This window comes from Actinospineispora acaciae DSM 45401, from assembly GCF_000620785.1.
Lineage (GTDB): Bacteria > Actinomycetota > Actinomycetes > Mycobacteriales > Pseudonocardiaceae > Pseudonocardia > Pseudonocardia acaciae.
Genome location: NZ_JIAI01000011.1, coordinates 173,625 through 198,925, shown reverse-complemented (window position 1 = coordinate 198,925; position 25,301 = coordinate 173,625). Strand labels below are relative to the sequence as shown.

General features: G+C 67.9%; 19 protein-coding genes. 6 read left to right on the top strand and 13 right to left on the bottom strand.

Annotated elements, in window-relative coordinates:
- Nucleotides 1–4 precede the first annotated feature (4 nt).
- From N912_RS0136205 to N912_RS66585, 4 genes are all read right to left on the bottom strand, one after another.
- The gene (locus N912_RS0136205) at nucleotides 5–469 is read right to left on the bottom strand and encodes an MSMEG_3727 family PQQ-associated protein (protein ID WP_028926271.1); all 465 of its coding nucleotides are present in this window, start codon (nucleotides 467–469) and stop codon (nucleotides 5–7) included.
- A gap of 214 nt (nucleotides 470–683) precedes the next feature.
- Nucleotides 684–2,828, bottom strand: a complete 2,145-nt coding sequence (gene katG / locus N912_RS56835; RefSeq protein WP_051581289.1) for a catalase/peroxidase HPI — start codon at nucleotides 2,826–2,828, stop codon at nucleotides 684–686.
- 3 nt (nucleotides 2,829–2,831) lie between these two features.
- Nucleotides 2,832–4,229 carry a DNA-binding protein gene (locus N912_RS0136195; protein ID WP_028926270.1) on the bottom strand — a complete coding sequence of 466 codons (1,398 nt, stop codon included), beginning with the start codon at nucleotides 4,227–4,229 and terminating at the stop codon, nucleotides 2,832–2,834.
- Between the two features lie 46 nt (nucleotides 4,230–4,275).
- The gene (locus tag N912_RS66585) at nucleotides 4,276–4,398 is read right to left on the bottom strand and encodes a hypothetical protein (protein ID WP_281176335.1); all 123 of its coding nucleotides are present in this window, start codon (nucleotides 4,396–4,398) and stop codon (nucleotides 4,276–4,278) included.
- Between the two features lies 1 nt (nucleotide 4,399).
- On the opposite strand from N912_RS66585, the gene N912_RS0136185 reads away from it, so the two are divergent.
- Together N912_RS0136185 and N912_RS0136180 are read left to right on the top strand one after the other, a co-directional pair.
- Nucleotides 4,400–4,702, top strand: a complete 303-nt coding sequence (locus N912_RS0136185) for a cupin domain-containing protein (protein WP_028926269.1) — start codon at nucleotides 4,400–4,402, stop codon at nucleotides 4,700–4,702.
- Between the two features lie 34 nt (nucleotides 4,703–4,736).
- The gene (locus N912_RS0136180) at nucleotides 4,737–5,558 is read left to right on the top strand and encodes a TIGR03620 family F420-dependent LLM class oxidoreductase (RefSeq protein ID WP_028926268.1); all 822 of its coding nucleotides are present in this window, start codon (nucleotides 4,737–4,739) and stop codon (nucleotides 5,556–5,558) included.
- Between the two features lie 176 nt (nucleotides 5,559–5,734).
- Here N912_RS0136180 and N912_RS0136175 read toward each other — a convergent pair whose 3' ends face one another.
- Genes N912_RS0136175 through N912_RS0136165 form a run of 3 tightly spaced genes read right to left on the bottom strand, consistent with a single transcriptional unit; the run spans nucleotide 5,735 to nucleotide 10,905 of the window.
- Complete coding sequence (locus N912_RS0136175) at nucleotides 5,735–9,007, bottom strand: hypothetical protein (RefSeq protein WP_156994257.1); 3,273 nt, start codon at nucleotides 9,005–9,007, stop codon at nucleotides 5,735–5,737.
- Between the two features lie 17 nt (nucleotides 9,008–9,024).
- Nucleotides 9,025–9,864 (bottom strand): hypothetical protein, encoded by an 840-nt coding sequence (locus N912_RS56830; protein ID WP_051581288.1) that lies wholly within the window; start codon nucleotides 9,862–9,864, stop codon nucleotides 9,025–9,027.
- A gap of 15 nt (nucleotides 9,865–9,879) precedes the next feature.
- A complete protein-coding gene (locus tag N912_RS0136165; protein ID WP_028926266.1) occupies nucleotides 9,880–10,905 on the bottom strand; it encodes a restriction endonuclease in 1,026 nt (341 codons plus the stop codon).
- A gap of 235 nt (nucleotides 10,906–11,140) precedes the next feature.
- Between N912_RS0136165 and N912_RS65340 the strand changes: the two genes are divergently transcribed.
- On the top strand, nucleotides 11,141–11,707 hold the full coding sequence (locus N912_RS65340) for a GNAT family N-acetyltransferase (protein WP_211261519.1): 567 nt from the start codon (nucleotides 11,141–11,143) through the stop codon (nucleotides 11,705–11,707).
- Here N912_RS65340 and N912_RS0136155 read toward each other — a convergent pair.
- From N912_RS0136155 to N912_RS0136145, 3 genes are read right to left on the bottom strand one after another with little or no spacing between them, the layout of a single operon-like run.
- Nucleotides 11,679–13,856, bottom strand: coding sequence for a xanthine dehydrogenase family protein molybdopterin-binding subunit (locus N912_RS0136155; RefSeq protein ID WP_028926265.1), 2,178 nt, complete (start codon nucleotides 13,854–13,856; stop codon nucleotides 11,679–11,681). The genes N912_RS65340 and N912_RS0136155 overlap by 29 nt on opposite strands.
- Nucleotides 13,856–14,818 (bottom strand): FAD binding domain-containing protein, encoded by a 963-nt coding sequence (locus N912_RS0136150; protein WP_028926264.1) that lies wholly within the window; start codon nucleotides 14,816–14,818, stop codon nucleotides 13,856–13,858. The genes N912_RS0136155 and N912_RS0136150 overlap by 1 nt, the downstream gene beginning before the upstream one ends.
- A complete protein-coding gene (locus N912_RS0136145; RefSeq protein WP_028926263.1) occupies nucleotides 14,805–15,257 on the bottom strand; it encodes a (2Fe-2S)-binding protein in 453 nt (150 codons plus the stop codon). Before N912_RS0136145 ends, N912_RS0136150 begins: the two co-directional genes overlap by 14 nt.
- A 191-nt stretch (nucleotides 15,258–15,448) precedes the next feature.
- Between N912_RS0136145 and N912_RS0136140 the strand changes: the two genes are divergently transcribed.
- From N912_RS0136140 to N912_RS0136130, 3 genes are all read left to right on the top strand, one after another.
- Nucleotides 15,449–16,012 (top strand): TetR/AcrR family transcriptional regulator, encoded by a 564-nt coding sequence (locus N912_RS0136140; protein WP_028926262.1) that lies wholly within the window; start codon nucleotides 15,449–15,451, stop codon nucleotides 16,010–16,012.
- Between the two features lie 651 nt (nucleotides 16,013–16,663).
- Nucleotides 16,664–17,575: a helix-turn-helix domain-containing protein gene (locus N912_RS0136135; protein WP_245645669.1), complete on the top strand. Its 912-nt coding sequence runs from the start codon at nucleotides 16,664–16,666 to the stop codon at nucleotides 17,573–17,575.
- A gap of 6 nt (nucleotides 17,576–17,581) precedes the next feature.
- Nucleotides 17,582–17,785, top strand: coding sequence for a DUF397 domain-containing protein (locus tag N912_RS0136130; RefSeq protein ID WP_028926260.1), 204 nt, complete (start codon nucleotides 17,582–17,584; stop codon nucleotides 17,783–17,785).
- A 621-nt stretch (nucleotides 17,786–18,406) separates the two neighbouring features.
- Here the strand turns inward: N912_RS0136130 and N912_RS64025 are convergent.
- From N912_RS64025 to N912_RS62690, 3 genes are read right to left on the bottom strand one after another with little or no spacing between them, the layout of a single operon-like run.
- On the bottom strand, nucleotides 18,407–19,090 hold the full coding sequence (locus N912_RS64025; RefSeq protein ID WP_156994256.1) for a hypothetical protein: 684 nt from the start codon (nucleotides 19,088–19,090) through the stop codon (nucleotides 18,407–18,409).
- 43 nt (nucleotides 19,091–19,133) lie between these two features.
- A complete protein-coding gene (locus N912_RS0136125) occupies nucleotides 19,134–22,436 on the bottom strand; it encodes a DUF499 domain-containing protein (protein ID WP_211261518.1) in 3,303 nt (1,100 codons plus the stop codon).
- A gap of 34 nt (nucleotides 22,437–22,470) precedes the next feature.
- On the bottom strand, nucleotides 22,471–25,239 hold the full coding sequence (locus N912_RS62690; RefSeq protein WP_084211515.1) for a DUF1156 domain-containing protein: 2,769 nt from the start codon (nucleotides 25,237–25,239) through the stop codon (nucleotides 22,471–22,473).
- Between the last annotated feature and the right edge of the window lie 62 nt (nucleotides 25,240–25,301).

Below are 25,301 nucleotides of genomic sequence, written 5' to 3'. Positions count from 1 at the left end.
CCTCCTACGGCCGCGGCTGGTCGGGACGGTCCAGGCGGGCCTCCGGCGGAACGTCGCCCAACACGACGATGGCCCCGGTCAGCCCCCGGCCTTCGTCATTGCCGGTGGGGGAGCTGAACCAGTAGCAGCCCGGCCCGTCCAGGTTGAGGGTGGCCCTGCCGCGCGAATGGTTCACCAACCAGATGAACTGCCGGTCGCCATTGCTCGGCAGCAGTGCGCAGTGCGTGTTCAGGTCGTCGTTGATGAGCTCGATATCGATGTCACCCCCGTGCGGCATGACCAGGATCGAGGGATCCCAGGTGAGCTCATCGGGTCGAATTCGGAGTTGGGCCTGCATGCGCCCATCGGCCCTCTCGGTGGCCTGCGCGACGTTTCCGGTCGCCAGCACCCGTCCCAGCGTTGCCTTGTTCTGAGCGTCCAGACCGAGCTTGCTCAGCAGGTCGGACCGCTCGTGCGCGATGCTCGTCATCGAGCTTCGCCTCCTGATCCCCGACTCTTTGTCACATTTGTTGATGAGACTCATTCAGAGAGTTGACGGCGGCACCAAAAAACGGCGACTTCCGTTTGGCCGCCAAATTCCGTCTCAAATACCGTACGCTGGGCGAATCACACCGGCAAGGGCGGGCGCCCGCCCGTACCGTTCGTTCGCCGACAGCTACCGTTCGTACGCGATTCGGCACCGTTCAAAGGTCGAACCGGTCCAGGTTCATGACCTTGTGCCAGGCGGCCACGAAGTCACGGGCGAACTTCTCGCCCGCGTCGTCGCAGGCGTAGGCCTCGGCGAGCGCCCGCAGCTCGGCGTTCGCGCCGAAGACGAGGTCGACCCGGCTGGCTTTCCACCCGACCCGGCCGCGGTGTCCCTCGAAGGCGTCCTCGGAGATCGGCTCCCACCGGGTGCCGGCGTCGAGCAGGTTGACGAAGAAGTCGTTGGTCAGCGCCCCTGGCCTGTCGGTGAGCACGCCCAGCGCGGACCCCTGGTAGTTCGCGCCCAGCACCCGCAGGCCGCCCACCAGGACCGTCATCTCGGGCGCGGTCAGGGTCAGCAGGTTGGCCCTGTCCAGGAGCAGGTACTCCGACGGCAGCCGGGCGCCCTTGCCCCGGTAGTTCCGGAACCCGTCGGCGGCCGGTGCCAGCGCGGCAAACGACTCCGCGTCGGTCAGCTCGGGCGAGGCGTCCATCCGCCCGGGGTCGAACGGCACCTCGATGCCCGCCGCCTTCTCCACCGCCGCGCAGCCACCCAGCACGATCAGGTCGGCCAGCGAGATCCTCTTCTCGAAAGCCTCCCGGATCCCCTCCAACGTGCGCAGCACCCGCGCCAGCATGTCGGGTTCGTTGACCTCCCAGCCGCGCTGCGGGTCGAGCCGGATCCGCGCCCCGTTCGCCCCGCCGCGCCGGTCGCTGCCCCGGAACGTGGACGCCGACGCCCACGCGACGCGGACCAGCTCGGACACCGACAGCCCGGAGGTGAGGATCCGGCCCTTCAGCTCGGCGATGTCCGCCGCCGAGACCAGCTCGTGGTCCACCGCCGGGATCGGGTCCTGCCAGGCCAGCGTCTCGCTCGGCACCAACGGCCCGAGGTAGCGCGTGACCGGCCCCAGGTCGCGGTGGGTGAGCTTGAACCAGGCCCGCGCGAACGCGCCCGCGAGCAGGTCCGGGTCGGCCAGGAACCTCCGGGCGATCGGCTCGTAGACCGGGTCGAACCGCAGCGCAAGGTCGGTCGTCAGGAACGTCGGGACGTGCGACCTCGACGGGTCGTGGGCGTCCGGAACGGTGCCCGCCCCGGCGCCGTCCCTGGGCACCCACTGCCACCGGCCGGCCGGGCTCAGTGCCACGTCCCACTCGTACCCGAACAGGGTCTCCAGGTACGAGTTGTCCCACCTCGTCGGGGTGGGCGTCCAGGTGCCCTCCAGGCCGCTGGAGATCGCGTCCGCGCCCGTGCCCGTACCGAAGCCGCTGCGCCAGCCCAGGCCCTGCTCGTGGAGCGGCGCGCCCTCCGGCTCCGGGCCGAGGTGGCTCTCCGGGGCCGCGCCGTGGGTCTTGCCGAACGTGTGACCGCCCGCGATCAGCGCGACCGTCTCCTCGTCGTCGAACCCCATCCGCCGGAACGTCTCCCGGATGTCCCGGCCGGCCGTGACCGGGTCCGGCACCGAGCTCGGACCCTCCGGGTTGACGTAGATCAGGCCCATCTGGGCGGCCGCCAGCGGGCTGGCCAGCTCCCGGATGCCGGTGTAGCGCTCGTCGCCGAGCCAGGTGCCCTCCGGACCCCAGTAGGCGTCCTCGTCGGACTCCCAGACGTCCACCCGCCCGCCCGCGAACCCGACGGTCCTCAGGCCCATCATGTCCAGCGCGACGGTCCCCGCGAAGATCATCAAGTCCGCCCAGGACAGCGCGCGCCCGTACCTCCTCTTCACCGGCCAGAGCAGCCGCCGCGCCTTGTCCAGGCCCCGGTTGTCGGGCCAGCTGTTCAGCGGCGCGAACCGCTGCATGCCGGCGCCGGCGCCGCCCCGCCCGTCCTGGATGCGGTAGGTGCCCGCCGCGTGCCACGCCATCCGGATCACCAGCGGGCCGTAGTGGCCGAAGTCGGCCGGCCACCAGTCCCGCGAGGTGGTCAGCGTCGTCTCGATGTCGCGGCGCACGGCGGCCAGGTCGAGGGCGGCGAACTCCTCGGCGTAGTCGAAGCCCGGCCCCATGGGGTCGGCCTGGTTCTTGGCGAGGATGCTCAGGTTGAGCCGGTGCGGCCACCAGAAACGGTTCGGGTCGCCCCGGGTCGGGTGCGGTACGGCGCCCCGGTTCGTGACTCCGACGACCGTGTCGTAGGTCCCGGACACGGCTCAGATCCCCAGTGCCCGGCGCACGGTCGGCGCGTTGCGGCGCGAGACCGGCACCTTCTCGTTCGCCCGGCCGTCCATGACCAGGAACAGCTCGCCCTTGTACCCGCGCTCGACCTCCCGCACGCGGCCGAGGTTGACCAGGTAGCGGCGGTGCGCGCGCAGGAACCCGGCGTCGGCCAGCTCGCCGCCGAGCCGGTCAAGGCCGTGGCAGGCCGCGCGCAACCGGCCCTCGTCGGTGGACAGCCACACGTCGTTGCCGTCCGACTCGGCGAACCTGACCTCGCGCGGGCGCAGCAGCACCATGCGGTTGTCCTGCATCGCCACCACCCGGCGCGGCTGCGCGCCTGGGTTCGCCGAGCCCTGGGCCTGCGGCAACCGCTCCCCGTCGGCGACGCCGAACGAGATCAGGCTCCCAACCAGGCAACCGGACGCGAACACCGGCCGGATGCCCAGCGAGGTCGGCTCGGCGGCCGGGCGGGTGAGGACCTGCGTGGCGCCGACCCAGTCGGGGTCGTGCGCGGCGTGCTTGCTGGCGTACCTGGCCACGCCGGCCAGGTCGGGCAGCCCCGGGTTCCAGCGCAGCGTGGGGTCGACCGCCGGGGTGGAGCCGGGGACGCCCAGCAGCGCGCTGGCCGCCTCGTCGGCGATCACCACCTTGCCGGCGGTGTCCACGGCGGCCAGCGCGGCGCCCGAGCGCGCCTTGGCCCTGGTGAACGCGGTGACCAGCTCCAGGCCGCTGTCCCTGGCGCGCTTGCGCAACGTCCACTGCGTCCGGCTGACCGCGTTGGCCAGCCAGCCGACCGCGGCCGGCGGGAGCTGGGTGCGCCAGCAGGAGATGTTCAGCACCGCGATCGGCTCCCTGGTCACCACGTCGCGCACCGCGATGCCCGCGCACACCCAGTTGTGGAACGCCTGGCACCAGTGCTCCGCGCGCCTGATCACGACCGGGCCGTGCGCCTCCAGGGCGGTGCCCATGCCGTTCGTGCCCGCCGTGCACTCCGACCAGCAGAACCACGGCGCCAGGTTGGAGTCGTGCGCCCTGGCGAGCGTGCCGGGGTGGCCCCAGGCGGCCAGGATCCGGCCGCTGGCGTCGGTCACCGTGACGATGCCGCCCAGGCTGTCCACCTCCGGCGTCACCGACACCGCGCGGCCGCCCAGCTCGGTGAACACCATGTCGTGCTCGAGCGTGTGCTCGACCCGCCCGGCCGCCACCGGCACCTCGGCCAGGTGCGGATCGACCTGGTACCGCTCGCGGCACCGCTGCCAGGACAGCACCACCTCGGGCCGGACGCCCCGAACCTGATCATCGCCCTGTACGAACCGTTCCCACGCCGCGAGAACGCCGCCGGCAGGGCCCGGGCTCGCCGGCGTGGGCTCTAGTCGAAGTGCATCCTTCATGATGGAGAACCGATTCTCACCCGTGTGGGCTATGACGCAGCCCACTCTAGGCGCGCAGCCCGTCGAGCACGATCCCCAGCAGCCGCCGGGTGCGCTCCTCTCCTTCGTTCTCGTCGTGGAGGAAGACGTCCCGGGCCTGACCGCACGCGCAAGACCTATCCTTGACCACGATGACGACCACCGCGCGCGCCACAGTCCAGCACGACGACCACCAGGTGCGGGTGACCCGCTGGGACTTCGAGCCCGGCACCCGCACCGGCCACCACCGCCACGAGCACGACTACGTGGTCGTCCCGGTCGTCGACGGCCAGATCAGCGCGCACGCCTCGGACGGCTCGGTGACCGTCTCCCAACTGCGCGCCGGCCAGTCCTACGCCCGCGCCGCCGGCGCCGAACACGACGTGGTCAACACCGGCGACGCCTTCCTGGCGTTCGTCGAGATCGAGCTCAAGGACACCTCCCCGACGCCTTGACCTGAAGTTATGTTCAGGTCTTAGCCTCGGACCAATGACGACACTCGACATGGGACCGATCGGCGTGGCGCTGGAGGTGTCCGAGGACGACTCCTACCTGGACGCCGCGATCGAGATCGAGAAGCTCGGCTACTCCGCGATCTGGGTGGCGGGCGGCCAGCTCACCACCCTCGACCCGCTGGCGAAGCTCGTCCGCGCCACCATGGCCATCCCGGTCGCGCCCGCGATCATCCAGCTCGGCTCCTACACTCCCGACGACGTGATCGACCTCTACGCCGGCCTCGAAGCCACCCACCCCGGCCGGCTCCTGGTCGGCCTCGGCGGCCCGCAGGCACCGCGACCGCTGCGCGCGCTCAACGAGTTCCTTGACCGCCTCGACGCCTCCGACCCCCCGGTCCCCGCGCACCGCAGAATCCTGGCCGCCCTAGGCCCGCGCAAGCTCGCGCTCGCCCGCGACCGATCCGCCGGCGCCGTCCCACTACTGGTCACGCCCGCCTACACCGCGCACGCCCGCCACCTCCTCGGCCCCGACTCCACACTCGTCATCGACCAGATGGTGGTCCTGGACACCAACCCGGAATCCGCCCGAGAAACCGCCCGAGGCCCCCTCCGGTTCCTGCTCGGCGGCGTCGGCGGCTACCCCGAGAACGCCCGCCGAATGGGCTTCACCGACGACGACATCTCCACCCTCAGCGACCCCCTCGTCGACGCCCTCGTGGCCTGGGGCAACACCGACACGATCAAAGCCCGCGTGAACGAACACCTCCGCGCCGGCGCCGACCAGGTAGTCCTCAGCGTCCTACACCAGCACGACCAACCCGGCCCCCTCGCCGTGGCACGCCAGCTCACGCCCTAACCCCCCGCGAGTCGGGCGTGTGAACACACCGAGTCGCGGGTTTCAGCACACCGTCACAACCGCCGCGCCACCACCGGCGGGGGTGTCCTTCGGTGCCAAGGTTCGTCGTCCCGCCCCCCGGCCGGCACGCTCGCCGTCGGCGACGATGTCACCGTCACCCACTGGTGCGAAGTGGCCTACTCGCGACCGGTGAACGTGTCCAGCGCGTCCCGGCGGACGTCCGGGTCGGGGTGATCACGCAGCCGATCCAACAGGTCCCGCCACGGCCGCTGCCAGCCCGCCTCGGCGCCCGCCACCCCGACCACGGCGACCGCGAAGATCGGGGCATCCTCGGCAAGCCCGCGCGCCATCGCCAACAGCCGGTCCGACGGCAACCGGGACACCACCGAACCCAGCCCGGACCGCAGCGCACCGGTGGCCCGCGCCCGAAGTACCGCGCTCGCGGCCAACTCGTGCGCGGCGAGCAACGGCGCCGGGTCGGCCGCCTCCCAGGGCACGGCGGCCAGCGCCAGCTCGACGGCGGTGGCGCGGTGCGGCTCGTCGGCGAGCAGCGCGGACAGCGCGGTGGCCAGCGGGCGGCCGGTGTCGTGGGCGGCGGCCGCCGCGACCTCCCCGGCCAGTGCCTGGAGCCGCTGCCGGGCGGGCAGGTCACGGTCACGGTCCGGGCCATGCCCGTCGGCGTCGCCCCCGGCGAGTAGGCCGCTCGCGGCCGCCAGCACCGGGGCCGGATCGCCGGTCGTGGCGGCGACGGTGGTCAGCGCGGTGAGGGCGTGACGCCAGGTCGCCGTCGACGCCAGGTCGGTGACCAGCGGTACCAGGAACCCGGGCCCGGCGGCGTCCCAGCGGCTCCAGCTCGGCAGCACCCCCAGCCCGCGCCGCGCGGTGTCCGGGTCCGCCGAGGCCGCGACCGCACGCACCAGCTCGGTGTAGCGGCCCCGGTGGCGCTCGGGCACACCGTCCGGCGCGGTCTCCAGCAGGGCCGTCGAGATCGCGGGCTCGGCGGTCGAGGCATCGGTCAGGACCTCCCACGCGGCCGGCTCGTCCAGCAGCAGCCGGCACGCCGAGATCACCGCGCGCCGCACGTCCCGGTGCTGGCCCGGCGCCCGGTACACCCGCCCGACCAGCGCGGGCGCGCCCGGCACCCGAAGCTCGGCGCAGAGCCGCACGGCTTCCTTGCGGGCGGTCACCTTGGGCGCGGACAGCACCGGCGCGAGTATCCCGCCGAGCGGTCCGGGCGCCACGAACCGCGCGCACCGGGTCGCCGCGTACACCGCCACCCGTGCCCGGTCGGTGTCGGCCAGTGCCAGCAGCTCGGCCAGCACGTCCGAGGGCTCCTCGGTCCAGGCCAACGCCGCCAGCGCGGCCTCCGCATCGGCGACCTCTTTCGCCCCGGCCAGCCGGCGCAGCGTCGCCGTCGACCCCGGCAGCGCCCGCATCGAGCCGATCGCCCGCACCCGCTCGTGCTGGGGCACCTGCTCGTCACCGGCCAGCTCGGCGAGCAGCTCCCGATACCGCGCGCACTGGCGGGGCAGCCAGGCGTGGAAGCACCGGCGGAACATGGGCACGTACCGCACCCCGCGCGCCAGGAACCGCCCGCGCGCGTCCGCTGTGAGCACCTGGTCGAGCAGATCCGTCCGCAGCCAACCCACGGCGTCCCGCACCGCGTCAATCGTGATCGTCGAGCGGTCGTCGCGCAGCACCCGCTCGACCCGCTCGGCCCGGCTCGCCGGCGGCGCGAGCCACAGCCGGACCGCCTCGCGCACCGTGCTGTCGTTCGGCGCCCGCCGCGCCCGGTCGACGTACTCCTGCAGCTCCGGCATCCGCCACGCCCGCCGCCCCAGCCCGGCGGCCAGCGCGAGCGCCACGCCGAAGAACCCGCGCCGCGCGTCGGCCTCGATCCTGGGCCGCAGCGCGGCGAACACCTCGTGCTCGGCGCCGCGCGGCAGCTCCCGGTCCAGCCCGGCCAGCCCGGGCACGCTCACCTGGCCACCGAAGCGTCCCAGCGCGTCCAGCCCGCGGTCGGCCAGCGCCGGGCGCCGGGTCGCCGCGCCCTCCCGGATGAGCCGGGTGGCCAGCCGGTTCACCGCCGACCTGGTCTGCCAGGAGCAGTCCCGCGCCTGCGAGGCATCGGTGATCAGCCCGGCCAGCACCGGCACGTCTCCGGTGCGGAACAGCCACGGCGGGACGGCGGCGAGGGCCTCCAGGGCGGCCGCCCGCACCGGGTCCTGCTCGTTGCGCAGCCGGGTCAGCGTGGCCAGGTGCCCGCCGAACAGCTCCGGGTCCCGGGTGGCCGCGGCCGCCGCGATGTCCAGCCTGTACGCCCGGGCGCGCTCCTCCGCCAGCGGCCGCCGGATCGCCTCGGCCAGCACCGGCGCCGCCGACTCCCACCGGGTCCGCGCCGTGACCGCGAGCCGCACGTCCGGATCGTCCGCGACAACGCGCAACGCGAGCAGACGCCGCGCCTCGGCGTCCCGAGCCCACCACGGCAGCTCGTCCAACGCACCCAGCGGCACCCCGTAGGCCACCAGATCCCGCTCGCCGACCGCGCCCGCATACACCGCCGCCCGCCGCGACGGCGGCAACCAGTGCAGAAACGCTACGAGCTGCCGACCGCCCAACACCCGCGCCAGCGCGACCAGGTCCTCATCGCCCGCGCCAGCCAACGCCCGCCACAGCCGTCGACCGCCCGGGACCGGCCCCACCCGGCGCGGATCGACCAGCAGCCGCAACAGCCGCGCCGGGTCGTGCCTGGCCAGGCCGCCGATCGTGCGCCGCAGCCGAGCCGGGATGGCGACCTCGCCCGCCGTGCGCTCCAGCAGCCCGAACACCCGCTCCGGCTCGGTCGCGGCGGCCTCGACCAGCACCGCCCCACCGACCCGGGCCCACAGCGCCGACCAGTGCACCCGGGGCGTCCGACCCAGCTCGTCCTCCAGGTGGTCGAGCAGCACGCCGGTATGCCGCCGCGCGAGCGCGCGCCAGCTCCCCACCGCGTGGCTCAGCTCCGGCAGGACCGCCGCCACCGTCCGCCCCGAGCAGCCAGGCAGCACGGCCGCGGCCTCCGCGTCGCCGAACCGCCCGCGCACCCTGGCCAGCAGCGACTCCGCCAACTCCGTCCGCCCATGCGCCCGAACCGCCTGGTACAGCGCCCGCCGCAACGCCGCCGGCAGCTCGTCGACCAGCTCGACGACCGCCTCGGCCGCCACCCCCATCCGCACCGCCGCGACCAACGCCCGCCGCCGCAACCCGGTATCCGCCGAGGTCAGGCACTGTTCGACGTACCCGCCGTCGCCACCGATGACGGCCAGCCGCAACCCGAGCGCCCGCCCGTACCCCCCACCGTCCGCAAGCTCCGACACCAACGCCCGCAGCCCCACCGGATCAAGCTCGCGCGCAACGGCCGCCAGCCGCCGCTCCCGCTCCGGAAACGCCAACGGATCAAGCTCGCGCACCAACTCCCGCCCTCGGCTCATGGTGTGCCGTCGCGGCGTTGCGCGTTCATCTCTTCGGGGATGTCGCCAAGGCGGTCGACGACGCCGATAAGAGCGCTGGTGGTTGAGGTGACCGTACCCGCGGGAACCGACCCCGAGTCGTCGATGACTGTCGTTCGTTCGCCCGCGTAGAGACCGGTGTTCGGGTCGATGAGCAGCTCGTGGCGTTCCCTGGCGGTCTGGTGCGGCAGGGCGAGGCAGGTTCTTCCGTCGACGTCGGTTGTCCGGCGGAGGGGCTCGATCCCGTCGAGTCCTCGCAGCGCCCGATAGACGACGGCGCGGATCTCGGCCGGGGCCAGGCCGCTGCGCAGAAGGTCAACGGCATACCGGAACGGCGCGGACGGTGATCTGTTGCGGCTGTCTCGTTCCAGCCGTCGCAGCATCTCGCCGGCGTCGCGCGGCAAGGCGGCGAGAAAGTCTCGGTCGGGTTGTGTCCACCGCCCCTGCCGCGGCTGTGGCGGGCTGCCGGCGCGGGGGTAGAAGTCCCCGTATGCGGCCCGACGCCGCCCGTCGGTCAGGTAGGCATTGTGGCTGTTGTCGAGGTCGATGCCGTCGGCTCGGGCCTGCTTTTCGGAGCCGAGTAACCAGATCCGCCGGCCGGTGCGTCGACGGTCGAGCAGCCAGTCATCGGCAGGGTCCGCCGGAATCCAGAGGTCACGGCGGTGCTCGACCAAGCACATGTAGCGCAACCGAGGAACACCCTCCCGCCCCTCGGACAGGAAGCTGTACGACCCGCTCCACCAGGCGTGCGTAGAAATCAGCAGGTGCTGCCCGTCACCGACGGGTTCATCCCTGACCCGGATCTCCTCGACGCTCACCCGACACTCCTCAAGCTAGTCGGACTCGACAGCCACCGTCCAAATCCGCCTGATCGGAATCTCCGCTCTCAACTCCGGAGGGAAACTTTCATACAGCGACTGAACCCGATCGATTACATCGCCAGAATCCCACAGTCGGACCTGAAAGAAAAGGCGGCGGGACTCCACCTTCGCCGCCTTCGTGAACCCGCCCCAGCTAACCAGGAGCCCATGGGTTGCACCAAAATTGCTCATCACGCCTTGAAGTTGTCGGAGGGTCGGCGCATCACAGACCGTCGCACCAGACTTGACCTGGACCGCGAGCCGCGTCCCTTCAAGACCCATCCTCCCCTCGCCGGCGAGAATATCGACCCCGCCGTCAGGCCCCGCGGGGGAGACGTCAACGACGAACCCATCACATTTCAGAATCTCACCCACCAGACGGGCGAGATCGTGACCTTTGAACCTATTCCCAATCAAAATCTCTATCTGGTCTCGACCCAACTGGCCGATGTCAGAAAAACCAGACTTGGAATCCTCGACGACGTCCTCAACGTGACCGTTTCCCGGACCCGAGTCCAGGCCGCTCCGCAGAATTTCCAAGACTCGCTGTTCGGAATTATTTCGAGATATCCGACATACCGTGAGGAATGCGCCAAGAGAATAGAGAAGGTCCTGTTGGATGTTGTGCCGTGGAACGTCTTCCCGAACCCACTCGACCGAGCGCTGATGCATCAACGGCGGCGGAGCCGTGGCGTCGTACCGGTACTCACCGGTCACACGGCCGAAGGCGACGGACGGACTCTCCTTGAGGGGCAGGGCGACGATCTCCTCAGGCTTGATCCAGTTCAGGAACGTGTTGACCTGACGCGACCAGTTCTCCAGAGTCCCCGGCTTCTCGTTGGGATACGAAGCGGCCACACGTTCTCGCACCTCATCGAGGGACGCGAGGCCGGTCAGATCGCCCAGCTCTCCCCAGCCGATGCCGACAACGCCCTTCTCGAGCGCCAGGGTCTCCCCGCCCTCACCGCGCTTGCCGCAGCGAACCATCCATACAGCCATAGGTCCCCCTCCGACATCGGCGCGCCAATCGACCGCGGTCGCCGCGACACGAACTCGTTCCGAGCACGAACAGATACCAGACGGCGCCGATCATGAGACATGCGGACCCCGACCGTCTGGTCGGTGTATCGGCTACCGCCCGACTAGCCCCGACTCACCAAACCGGGTGTCGAAGCTCGCCCCCCGACCCGTCCGATGTGATCATGACCGCCCCACCGACCCGACCCCGACCGAGGTGATCGACATCGGAACGCCGACCGACCCGGGCGACCAGGATCCGCCCGCCGGCCCGAGCCACCCCGACCTGTCCACCTCGCACCCCGGCCTGGTCCTGCGCGAACTGACCGAACAGCACGCCCACGACTACTACGCGATCCTGGACCGCAACCGCGCCCACATCAGCCGCCACGGCGATCACCAGGACGAACGCCGCGCCACCCCGGACAGCGTCTCCGACTACTTCGAAGCCCCGCCCGACCAGAACATCCGCTACGGCATCTGGCTGAACGACCGGCTCATAGGCCGCGCCGACCTCAACCCGGTGGACCCACCGCGCTACTCCATCGGCTACTGGCTGGACGAAGAACACACCGGCCGCGGCTACACCACCGCCGCCTGCGCCGCCCTGATCGACTACGCCCGCACCGCCCTGGACGCCACCGACATCTTCGCCGGCGTCACCCACGGCAACGCCAAGAGCGTCGCCGTCCTGGAACGATTAGGTTTCCGCCCGGTCGCCGACCTGGACACCTACACCCGCTTCCAGCTCAGCCTCACTCGTCCAGCAGGTCCTCGATCATGATCGGAATGTGCCGAACCCGGACGCCCGTGGCGTTGTAGATGGCGTTGGCGATGGCCGCCGCCATGCCCACCATCCCGATCTCGCCCAGCCCCTTCGCCCCGACCGCGTTGTGCAGCGTGTCCGGATACTCCACGAACTGGACGTCCACATCCGGGATGTCCGCGTTCACCGGAACCAGGTAGCCGGCAAGGTCACCGTTGGCCAGCCGCCCGTTCCCCTCGATCTCCAACCCCTCGTGCAGCGCCGCCGACACCCCCCAGATCATGCCGCCCATGATCTGGCTGCGCGCCGTCTGCTGGTTGATGATCCGCCCGGAGTCGAACACCCCGAGCATCCGCGACACCCGCGCCTCGCGCGTCCACCTGTGCACCCGGACCTCGCAGAACTGCGCGCCGAACGAGCTGAACGAGTGCTTGGTCAACTCCTCGCCCGGCGCCGACGACCCCGTCGCGAACACCGCCGGCCGGCCCACCGACCGCAGCACCTCGCCGAACGTCATCGCCCGACCGTTGCCGTCCAGCACCTGGCCGTCCGCATAGGAGACGTCCATACCCTGGAACGGCCCGTCCGGCCCGGACGCCAGCGCCAACAGCTCGTCGATCACTTTGGCCGCCGCGATCATGATCGCGGTGCCCGCGCTCGCCGTCGCCGTCGAGCCGCCCGACATACCCCCCGGCGGCAGCACCGAGTCACCCAGCAGCGGCGTGACCCTCTCCGGCGAGATGTCCAGCGACTCGGCCCCCACCAGGGAGAGCACCGTCAGCAGCCCGGTCCCCGGGTCCGCCCCGCTGGTCGCGACCACCGCCGTGTCGTCCGCCTCCAAGGTGACCTCGACCGTGGCCGGGAACCGGATGGCCGGGAACATCGCCGTGGCCGTCCCCAGACCGACCAGCCAATCCCCGTCCATGCGCCCGCATGCCGACCGGTTGGCCCAGCCGAACCGCGCCGCGCCGATCCGGAAGCACTCGTCGAGATGCTTGCTCGACCACTGCAGGTCCTTGCCGGGCGGCGCGGTCGAGTTGTTCCGCATCCGCAGCTCGATCGGGTCCATGTCCAGCTTGACCGCCAACTCGTCGATCGCGCTCTCCAACGCGAACGACCCTGGCGCCTCGCCCGGCGCACGCATGAACGTCGTCGGCGGGATGTTCAACGGCACCATCTTCTGGCTGATCGCCAGGTTCGGAGTTGCATACCACTCCCGCGAAGTACCATGCGACGTCGGCTCCACGAACGACCGATCCATCGCGGTGCTGCACCACGAGTCGTGCCGCACCGCGACCAGCGTCCCGTCACGCTCCGCCCCGAGCGAGATCTTCTGCACCGTCGCCGCGCGCCCCGCCGTAGCGGTGAACACCTGCTCCCGGGTGAGCGACGCCTTGACCGGCCGCCTCAGAACCCTGGCCGTGGCCGCGGCCAGGAACGCCGGAGCCGACGTCCGCGCCTTCCCCCCGAACGCCCCGCCCACGAACGGATTGATCACGCGCACCGACGACGGATCAACGTCCAACGCCCCGGCCAGCTCCGCCGCCATCAGGTTGGACCCCTGGTTCCCGCTGTAGACGGTCAGCCCCTCCGAGCCCCACACCGCGACCGCCGAATGCGGCTCCATCGCGGCATGGTTCTGCGTCGCCGTCCGATACGTCGCCTCGACCACCACCGGGCTCGCCGCCAGAGCGTCCTCGATGGACTCCACACCGTCCGCGAGGACGCTGATCGACGGCGGCTCCTCCCGATGCGGCGGCGGCGCGTCCTCGGCCGTGTCGAGCCCATCCTCCAGCGAGGTCAGCGCCGCCCGCTCGTGATACCTGACCTCAACGAGCGCCGCCGCGTCCCGAGCCTGCTCGAACGTCTCCGCCACCACGAACCCGATCGGCTGCCCGTAGTAGGCAACCTCCTTGTCCTGCAACGGAACCCACGTCTCGCCCATGAGCGGCGAGCTAGGCGTCCACAGCTCCAGCGGCTCGAACGGCGAGTACACCCCGAGCACCCCCGGCGCGCTCCGAGCCGCCGAGGTGTCCATCGTCGCGATCTCGCCGTGCGCGATCGTGCTCAGCACGAGATACCCGTACGCCATCCCGGGAAGGTTGTGGTCCACCCCGTACCGGGCCTCTCCGGTGACTTTGAGCGGGCCATCCAGCCTGCTGGTCATCAACGGCTCCCCTCTGTCACCTCGAGCAGCGCGCGGACCACCGTCCGCTTCAACAACGACACCTTGAACCCGTTCCCGGCCAACGGCCGCGCCCCGTCCGCCGCCACCGACGCCGCCCGCTCGAACGACTCCACCGTCGCCGGCGCCCCCCGTAACGCCTCCTCGACCGCGCCCAACCGCCACGGCACCGTCGCCACCCCGCCGGCGGCCACCCGTGCATCCACGACCCGGCCACCCTCGACGTCCAACGCCACCGCCGCCGAGCACAGCGCGAACTCGTACGACTGCCGATCACGCACCTTGACGTAGGTGGACCGCTCCGCCGCCCAGTCCAGCCCCGGAACCCTGACCTCAGTGATCAGCTCACCGTCCCGCAACACGTTCTCCACCTCGGGCGACTCCCCCGGCTGCCGGTAGAAGTCCGTGAGCGCGACCGTCCGCCCACCTGCGGCGCTGACCAGCCGAACCTCCGCATCCAAAGCGACCAGCGCAACCGCCAGATCACTGGCATGCGTCGCCACACAGTGCTCGCTCGTACCCAACACCGCATGCATCCGGTTCGCCCCCGCGACCGCCGGACACCCGCTCCCCGGCTCCCGCCGGTTACACGGCATGGCCACATCCCGGAAGTACGTACACCGCGTCCGCTGCAACAGGTTCCCGCCGATGCTCGCCATGTTCCGCAGCTGCTGCGACGCACTGAGCAGCAACGCCCGCGAGATCACCGGATACACCCCCGGGTGCGCGGCCACATCGCTCATCCGCTCCAACGCACCGACCCGTAGCCCATCACCGACGTCAATGCCATGCAACGACAGCCCATTGATGTCCAACACCCGCGCCGGCGTCAGCACGTCCAGCTTCATCAGGTCCACCAACGTGGTCCCACCCGCCAGAAACGCCCCGTCCCCCGCAACCGCGGCCTCAACGCTCGCCGGCGCACTCAACTCAAACTGACGCATCGGCCCGCCTCACCTGCTCGACCGCCGCCACAATGTTCGGATACGCCGAACACCGACAGAGGTTCCCCGACATGAACTCCCGCACGTCCGCAACCCCCTGCTCAACGGCCGCAACCGCCGACATCACCTGCCCCGGCGTACAGAACCCGCACTGCAGCGCGTCCCGCTCCACGAACGCCCGCTGCACCGGATGCAACTCGTCGCCCTCGGCCAGCCCCTCCACCGTCGTAACCGGCTGCCTCACCGTCGCCGCCAAGGTCAAACAGGCCAACACCGGCCGCCCACCCACATGCACCGTGCAGGCGCCGCACTGCCCCCGATCGCACCCCTTCTTCGGCCCCGTGATCCCCAGCCGCTCCCGCAACGCATCCAGCAACGTCACGCCAGGCCCGACACTCAACCGCTCGCTCGCACCATTGACTTCAAGTGAGATGTCCACCGAGTCTCTTTCCACAGATAGGAAGCCCGACGGCGCACGCCCACAGAGAGACGAGACCCAAGTGACCCGCCGCCGAGCCCGGATCGGATATTCATCCGCTTCAGCTCGACCCGAGGCTAGCGGATGAATATCCGCTACGCAACGCCCGTGTGTTACGTTCCCGTAGCGGCAGGCCAACACCAGGAGGAACGATGACGACGGGAGCCGTCAGCCCCCGCCGCGCCGACACCCGCCGCAACCACGAGCGCATCCTCGCCACCGCGGCCGAGTCCCTGGCCTGCTGCGCCGAGCTCTCCTTCAACGCCATCGCCAAAAAGGCCGGCGTAGGCGTAGGCACCGTCTACCGCCACTTCCCCACCCCAGAAGCCCTGATCCTGGCCGTCTACGACCGAGAAGTCCGCCACCTGGTAGACGTCGTCCCCACCCTCCTCCAAACCCACCCCCCCGACCAGGCATTCCGCATCTGGACCGCCGACCACCTGGCCCGCTACATGATGACCAAACGCGGCCTGGTCAACGCCCTACGCGCAACCCCCTCCGCCGGCGCCCCACCCGCCACCGCCCACCAATCCCTGATCGGCGCCGTCACCGTCCTGCTGGACGCCAACATCAAAGCCGGCACCGTCCGCCCCGACCTGGACCCCGAAACCGTCCTCCGCGGCCTAGGCGGCCTCCTCTACCTCGACCCCCAAGCCGACTGGCGCGCCCACACCGCCGCTCTCACCGACCTCCTCTGGCGAGGCATGCACCCATAAGTCCGCGCACCCAGCCCCCAAGAGCCCGCACCCGCCCTGGCACCACCAGCACCACTGCCGGCCCCGGATACAAAACCCCAAGACACCGCCCGCACCCAGGCCCCGGCGCCTCGAACATCGACCCCGGCACCACCACCGCCCCGCACAAGGCCCGATACCGCCCGCACCCACCCGACCGCCCGAACTCAAACTCGGTCACCCCGTGCTCGAGTCGGTCATTCACGCAGGTCATCGGCAACACAACCTGCACCCCGTCAAACCCCTCGAGCCCGTCCCGAAGCTGCACGTCAATCTGACTCGGCCGGCCCCGACGGGCCACAGCGACCGCCTCCGCTCAAGTCCGGAGAGGCCCCGCACGACCCGATGCTGGGAGATACCGAGCCGTGCGGGACCCCGGCAGGGGCGCGCGCCAAGCGGCCCAGACCGCGCCAGATCCGCGATCACTCCAACCGGCCGCCCATATCCGCCACGCACCCAGGCCCCAAAGAGCCGCCCCGAACTCCGGCGACCCACCCACCGATGCGGCCCGCACAAACCACCAGCCACCCACGCCGCTAGCCTGCGCGTACCCCCTGTACTTCCTCACGCACCTCTCATCGACCGAGCTAGACAGTAAATCTGTAAGTACATCTTGTATAGACACCCTTCCGGGTGACGGGAAGGACGACGATGTCGACCCCAAGCGCAACCATCACCATGCAACAGCGCCAACTAGGCAATGAGCTGCGCAAACTCCGCGACGCCGCCGGCCTCACCCAAGAAGAAGCCGCCGACCACCTGGGCAGAGCCCACAACAAGATCAGCCGCGTAGAGAACGGCAAGGTCAGCATCTCCACCCTCGAACTGGAGACCCTCCTGACCCTCTACCGAGCCTCCGAGAAGGACAAAGTCTGGTGCCGCGAGCTCGCCAAAGGCGCCCGCCGCCGCCGAGGCCGCCCACGCGACGAGACCTCGCTCTACCGAGGCCCGAAGTGGTTCCGCGCCTTCCGCGACTTCGAGCAAAGCGCCACCGAGATCATGGTCACCGGTTCCGAAGTCCTACCCGGATACCTCCAAACCGAGGCGTACACCCGAGGCATCTTCGCCGGCCGCGGCGGCGACCCGAACGCCAAGGAGGTCGAGCAGCACATCCGCATCCGTCAGGAACGTCAAGCCCTCCTGACCAGGGAGAACCCGCCTGAGTTCTCGTTCGTACTCAGCGAGTCCGCACTCCGCCGCCAGATCGGCGGCACCGATGTCATGGCCGCGCAGCTCACCCACCTCGCCGAGCTGGCCCTGCTCCCCAACATCTCGATCCAGGTCATCCCGTTCAACGCCCAGTCCTACGCCGACGTCGGCTGCGACTTCGTGATCTTCCGCTTCGACCAGGACACCAGCACCGACATCGTCTACATCGAGATCTACGGCGATGCTCTCTACCTGGACAAACCACCCGAGACCGTGCACCGCTACATCGATCTGCTCCACAGGCTCTACGGCATCGCGCAGGGTCCGGTCGAGTCGCGTAGCTTCATCCTTGAACTGGCGCGCCAGTTCGCTGGGAGCACCGCACGGAAGGACTGACCCCGCATGCCCAAGTCCAGCATCGACTGGACGGAGGTCCCGTTCACCAAGTCGTCCTACAGCAAGAGTGACGGCGGAGAGTGCGTGGAGATCGCCACCGCCGAAGGCAGGGTGGCCATCCGAGACTCAAAGCTCACACCGCACAGCCCCACCCTGGAAGTGTCCGAGCCCGCCTTCGCCGCCTTCATAGCCACCATCCGCACCACCTGACCACCCGTACCCTCGGCCCCTGCGGTCTACAACGCCCAGCCGCGAGGGGCCGTCGGTAGCGATGCCTCTTTATGCGACGACATTTATAGCGGTGCACCAAGAACGAGCGCACGCCGACTGTTCAAGACCGACGCGACAACCGCTTCAAGCTCATCGGATCCAATTCCGTGCGTACCGATCCAACCGTCCTTGACGAGTTCGATGAATGTAGTGTTATTGATATGCCGAGGGACATTGTCGTAGCCGATACGCGTGGCACCTTTTGGCCCCTTGCACACATCAAGGAGCTCAACGAAGTAGTCGCGAGCGAGGTACATCCCCCTGATCAGATCTTCTGGACATCCAGCGCGCGAGTCCGACTCACAGAACTTGACCCAGCAGGCCTTTCCGAATAGGCGAAAATCTCCATCCGCCGTCCCGTACTGTTCATCCACTACTCGCATTCTCTCAAGCTCACTATTAAGGTTGGAGTCTGGACGGTACCAGGGCCGGCGCGACGCAACTCCCTCTCCTTCCCTGATCATTCTCTTGTACTGTACGAGAACAAAGGATCTGAAAGTCTCGTTATAGTAGACAACGTCCACGCCAAGCGTCTGCCCTATAGGTTGTGCATATTAGCATTCATGACAACACCCGACGTCGACCCCTGCTGAACACTCGCCAGTCGATGTCGAGACTCTCTCGACTAAAGAGGCCAGGAATCCGTCCGATGTCGTAATTGATGAGTTGCTCCTCCGATACTGACCGCCGGCCTATCCCGGAAAGGAATGTCGGTTGCTGGGCCACGGTAGGCGACCACTCCCGGAGAGTATCCTTACCAACTCCGCTCATCTCTAGGACAAGCCCAAGACCGTCGCGCCCCTCGTTGAGGATTCGACCGCGATCACCAGAGGGCAGGTCAAACTCTTTAGGTCGGTTCAGCCACTCTAATTTACTCGCCCAATCAAGAAACCTGTCCGGCAACTCGCGGATTACGATAGTGGCCAGGTCATTGGACAGCACGCTGAGGAGAACATCGCCGTCATGCTTCTCAGGCAGCCAGCTGCGGAGATCATTGATCGACAGGCTCAGAAACTCCTCGATATCAGTTATTTCAATCCGTCGATCTCGGTCGGAGACCCTTTTGCGCCCTCGCGCCCTGCCAACCCAATCGATCCGGCCGTCAGTGACGAGCAACGCCAGTTGCGACTTCACGACCGGCCATTGGTCCTGGCGCCAGGCAACACTGTACGTATCTGATTTGTCAGAAAAAGACCGGCGACCTAGCAGTCCGGAGATGTCGCCACTATCGATGATGCAGACCACACGACAAAGCATAGCCCCATCACCTTGAACTCCGCCTAATTCTTTAGCGCTCCTCGAAGCCGGCCTGGTCGAACTTGAGGGTTTGGGAATTCTCGGAGACGGTCCGGACCTTGTTCTCGTCGAAGCCGGATGCATCGATGGCTTCGATCTCGATTCGAACGGTCAGGTTGGTGGTCGCATCGGCGCGGAGATGCGAGATAACCTCCTCGGCGATGTTTTTGAAGTCCATCGCGATCTTCTCGGCGTTGAGTGTCTTCACGCCGTAGAAGCGAGTCTTAAGCTTCCGTTGGTAGACGCCGGGCTGGTTGACGACCGGCTCGAACTGGCTGCTGGCGGGGACTCCGACGCCTTCGGCAGGGGCCGCAGGCCCGGTTGAGGACTCAGCGTCGCGCTGGGCGGCAGCGATGTCCGGGCGGACGAGCAGCAACGAGTCGGTGGCGGCGGGTGGGGTTTGTTTGTCCGTCGGGGTCCAGAGGCCGACGTAGCGATCAGCCTCGTCATCGTAGCCGGTGGCAAGGGCGAACGCGTCGGTCTGCCAGATCATCGGCATATCCGTGATGCCCTCATCGAGGACACGACGATCGCGCAGGCGGGGCATGTACGGATACTGGCTGTAGAGTCCCCACAGGGTGCCCAGCGAGACGTGGCCGTCGATCCAGATCCGCGGCGCCTTATTGATGGCCAGTCGGATCTTCACGGCGGCCTGCCGGATGGCGAGGTCACCGTCGTTGCCGAGGCGCCGCGAGACCCGATCGGCCAGCGCATCGGATTGCCCTTCGACCTTTGTCTCCCGAATATGGAATGGGGCAGCCGGATCAGGCTGTACGGGTACAAGCGCCCAGGTGAACGTTTGCAGCAACCGCGCGGTCACCGTTTGGTCGGCCTGCGTACGGCGTTGCGTGGCTTGGTTAATCTGGTTCTGGGTCAGGTCGAGGTCTACCTGGTTCTTGAGCACGTGGCTCCAACCGAGATAGTCGCGGATCGCGGTGTCCAGCTCTTCCAGCCGGGCCTCGTCGGCGGCGAGATAGACGAGCATGTTTCGGTGGTTCCGGTTGGAGCTGCCGCGTTGTTCGGTGGACTTCTTGGCGAACTCCTTCGCTGCCGACTCGGTACCACGCTTGTGCGCGACCTTCGGGTGGAGGAGGACTAGCCGGGCTTCGTCGGTGTCCGGGATGTCGGCGTTGTTCTCGGGGCACACGTGCACCCCCGCAAAGTCGCCCCGGGTACGGGCCTGTCCTTGGAGCCGGCGGACGATCTCGACCCAGACCTCCTCCTTGTGCAGGAGCTCGGCCTGGTGCTTCGCGGTGCGAGTGATGTTGGGCTGCAGGTCGTACCAGTACTTGCCAGAACCGGAGTAGAAGTACGTCGCCCGGTCACCGAGCTGGGTGAGTGCGGAGTGAAAGTTTCCGGGAACGTCGCCAGGAACGGCGGTGCCGAGAAAGACCCGCTGAACCGCGATGCCCTTGTGCGTCGAACCTGGTGCGATGGTCGGCGCGGCGCCGAAGAACACCGCGCGTGCGAGGCGCTTGGTCAGTGCTCGTTGGCCGTAGAGCGGCTTGTCCTTGTCGATCCGGACCGGCTCCGAGTTGAGGCCGTCGACGTCCGCGTCGATGACCACCTTCCAAGAGTCCTGCAGGTACTGCGTCAACTCGGAGTTAACGTTAGATGTGGCCAGCGGAATCGAAGCAGGCATGATCAGCGGTGCGGCGTCTTCGCCGATCCAGAGCGCGTGGATCACGGTGCTCATCAACCGGAGGACGCCACGGGTGCGCTGGAATCGCTCCAACGACGACCATTCTTCATAGAGAGTGTCGAACAGCTCAGGGTGGATCGGATAGGTCCGCTTGATCCGGTCCTCGTATGTCGAGTCTCGAGCCTCGCGTGGAAAGTCGTCGGTGTACTTGCGGTACATCTCAACATAGGACCGACAGGTCGCACCGATCGCGGCGAGTGCAGCGGCGTCCTCCTCTATGAACAGCCGCTGCTTTACAATACGGTAAGCCTCGTCCGAGGACGCCGGCCGCCACTGGTCGGCCACTCGGCGCACGACGTTCTGCAGCCTTTTCAGCGCCTCGAGACCATTGGCACCGCCCACCTCTTCAGCGTTGCCCGGGACAATCTGTGAATCATCGCCGCTCTCGGATGCTGGGATGGAGATCGCAAGCAGAACGCCCGAGGTGCCCTTGACCGTCTCGGTGAGGGACTGCGCGAAGGTGAACTGGTCGTCGAAGGTGCCGCCGGCGAGGTCATCTCGGCCGACGAGCGAGCGGGCGTAGGCTACCCATTCGTCGATCAAGATCACTGCCGGGGCATACTTCGCTAGCAACTCGTGAAGGGCCTTGCCGGGGTGCGTCCGCTTGCGGTCGGCGGTCGCGACGATCGCATAACCCTCGGCACCACCGAGCTGCCACGCCAGCTCGCCCCAGATGGTGTTGACCTGGGTACCGTCGTCCTTCTTCACTCCGGCCGGACTGAAGTGATTGCCCACTATCGCGACTCGGTTGACCTTCGTGTCCGTGTACCCATTGGCGTTCAGAAGTTCCTGGGTCTCCTGCGGGAATTTGCCCGCCGGAAGTCCGGCGGCGATGTGCCACAGTGCCAACATCGAGTGCGTCTTGCCGCCGCCAAAATTGGTCTGCAAGTTGATCACCGGCGAGGCATTGTCGTCACCGGACAACCGGCTGACCGCCCGCCCAATGAGATCGCGCAAGCCCTCGGTGAGGTAGGTGCGCTTGAAGAACTCCACCGGGTCGGCATAGTCCGAATCCGCCTCACCACCCGTCGCGACCTTGTGCAGGTCGGCAGCGAAGTAGGACGCATGGAAGTTGCCGGTCGCCACATCGTGGCGCGGCGGCAGCACCTCACGCCATGGCCTGAGACCCGACGCCTCGGGGTTGTCCACCGCAGACTTGAGAGTCTTCTTGTCGTCCTTGTCGGCGGTGACCCGGCGCAGGTTGAGCCGGATCCGCGCGATCTCGTCGGCGGTGTCGGTCGCGTTGATCGCGGAGGCAAACCGCTGGGCTGTGTCGAGCGCTCGGTACGCATCGTCGTCGGTGAACGACCTCATGTGTGCCCAGGTGTGCCGCACCTGCAGCAGTTCGGCGGCATAGGCGTGGTGCGTACGATTCAGATAGGTGTTCAGCGGACGCCAGTTGCGCCGGTACCGGTGCGTGTAGTCCTGGGTGATCAGCTTGAGCTGGACCGACGGGTCGCCCCTGTGAACCAGCCTGGAATCGCTCTTGTCGACCTCGGTGACGATGTCGACCCAAGTGCGCCCGGCTTCGAGCTGCCGGTCGAGGATCTGGGACAGGAAGGCGTCCAGCTTGGGCGCCACCAAATCGAACATCTGACCAATGCGGTCACGGTTGCTTATCGCCATATCAGTCGTCCCCCTCGGCAAAATCGAACGCCGCCTGCTCGCGAACCACGCCCTTCACGGCCGCCCGCGCGGCTTCAAGAATTTCGGGCCAACTCGTAACAAGATTGTTGAAGCTCAATGCGTCCTTGGCCCATCCATTGCCCTCGGCGATCCGGAACAACAAGTGAGCGAGTTCCTTGACAAGATCAGCGTCAACCGCTCCGTCGGGGCGGCTCAACGCAGCTCGCAAAAATTCACCGGCCCTCGCGACGCCCTCAAACTCCAGAATCCTGATCAAGTGGTGCAAGGCCTCCCAGTTGCTGGTGTAGCCATCTTCGATAACATCGTAATCCGACGGGAGCTCCGCCGGATTGACAAGCTGAACACTACCCGCCCTACTTGTCAAGATCGCTTCCCGATCCATCGACTCCACGCTGGTGTTTCGAGCCCGAGCGAGATTATCCGCATCGCCGAATTTCCCAGCGACATAACCATGCTGCCGATACCACGCGATCGCGAACCGCGTCGTCGCGTCGAAGTCCCCCTCCTGCTCTGCCAAGACCCGATCGAGGATCTCGTTGATCCGCGCCAATGCAGAACGGACGGACATCTTCGCCCCGTCGTTCTCGATCACGCCGCTATACCGACTGAAAACGGCCATCCCCGGCCCGATCGCCGCCTGCGGCAGGTCCACAGGAGCGATCCGTCCCTGCTGTAGTTTCCGCAGCGCGTCGGGAAGCTCGGCATCCAGGGCCGCAATATACCCGCGACGATCTGTGGTCGGCGCGCCCCCTGGGCGCGGCCGAAGAGAAAGGACAATAGCAGACGCAAGTGCATTAGTGCCGACACTAATCATACGTCCGGTCCGCTCACTACGACTTGGCCAGGTAGACGTAATTTCCCATCCCGATCGAATCATGCCTTCAAGTAATGTTTCCCAACCGGTCGATGCCTCACCCGAGTCGTCAGATTCACTCTGTTTGAATGCATACCAGACAGTGATCGGAAAGTCGTAGAGTGCCACCTCGCGAGCGTGCGCAAATACGGCTCGAAATCCTTCCTCGAAGAACTCTCGGGCACCGTCCTTACCGTCATGGCGGTACGGGTTCGCGACGAGCTCTTCCGTCTTTGGCACCAGCATGGTCGCAAGTAGGTCAGCGTGGACTGATCGAAGCGATCGGCGCAGCCAGACGTAGAAGAAATCCGAGAGATCAGAGTAGCCAATATTGTCATAATATGGCGGATCGGTGCTGATCAAAGCACCTGATTTTACAGCCTCGATCGCATCCACCTGACCGACCGCCGCACCAATCGCGGCAGGTAGCCGCTCAAGCACGCCAGCCATGCCCGGAACGGTTGTTGCGAGGTCACCAGCCGAGTTTGCGAACGGATTGAGCTCCGTGAAATCCCATGTCATCGGCAGTGCCTGCCGGGCAAAGGTGCTGCGAGATGCCCCTGTCCCGTGCGACGAACGCCAGGTAACGATTGTGGACAAGTCGTCGGAGACGACACTCCCGGCTATGCCGAGATACGTAGCAACAGCGTCGGCGTACGAACGGGTACTGCCATCAGCAAGGACACGAGTGCGTACGTCGACAACGAGGTCGCCGAAAGTCGCCAAGGCGACGAGTTGGCGGTTAGTGAAGAGGTGTACCCATTTCGTCATGCCGTAGGCCTGCACGCGGAAGCCGAGCGCTTCCTCTGGCAGTGCCGACTCCGGTAGATCGGCGGGCCGATCCACCGCCGCAGCGGCTTCGTGTTCCTCGGTGGGCGCCAGATAAATGCGCCGACGATTCCCTTCGACAACGACAGCCATCAACTGAGAACCAAGTCTGCCGGCGCGCCCTTCCGATCGTATGTACTTGAAGTCCGTAGCGGCCTCGCAGGCGAGGCACCGCGCGCCGGTCGTCGAGACAGTGCCGTCCGTAGCAACTGTCGGCGCACCGGCTGTCTTGTGGCCAATCTCAAACTTCACTCGTTGGCCCGAAGGGTGAGTGGGATCGGGAACAACGGATGGGACGACGTACGCCTCCTTGCCCTTCCTCTTTCCCAGCCACCACGAACGGACGAGCGGCATCGCGATGCCGCAGGCAGGGTTAGGGCAGGTGACGGTGCGGGCCCAGATGCAGGCAATGACGGTCGCTTTGGAACCGTCAGGGAGGGTGGCATTCGGATAAAGATGGCCGATGCGCTTCTCGGCCTCGTCGCGCATCCAGGCACCGTAGGCGCGGACGTCGGCGGCAAGGCCTTCCGCGCCTTTCCAGTCGCGGATCTGGGATTCCGCCAGGCCGGGGAAGACCGGCGGCTGGTCGCGAAACTTCGGGGGGATCTCGATGAGCGCCTTGTTGATGAGAACCGCGACCGGGTTGAGGTCGGAGGCTTGCGCTTCCAGGCCGAGTCGTTGCGCCTCGAGCGGGATGGTGCCACCGCCGGCGAACGGGTCGAGGATCGGTGGTGGGTTGCCGTTGGTGGACTTCAGGATTTCGGCGTGAGCTTCGGCGAGCAACTGCTTGTCGCGGATGTTCTCCCACACAACGAGCCGTTCGATCAGGTTGTGCAGCCGCTCACGTTCTTTCCGCTGCAACTCCTCGGTCGGGAACTCGTCGGGTCGCGACGAGGGGTCGTCGACGAGCTGCGCGAACAGGACCGCCCGCGCCGCTGCGAGCGGGCGGCGAGCCCACCACAGGTGAAGCGTCGAGGGATGGCCGTGGCGGATCGACTTCTCCCGCGCCGACTCGCGGTTGATCGCCTCCAGGGGCAACGCCACTTCGATCAGTTTCCGCTTGTGCACCAGTTCCTCGACCCTTCACAGCCCGCCTCGCGGGCTTGACCCGGCGGCGCCGACGCACCGCC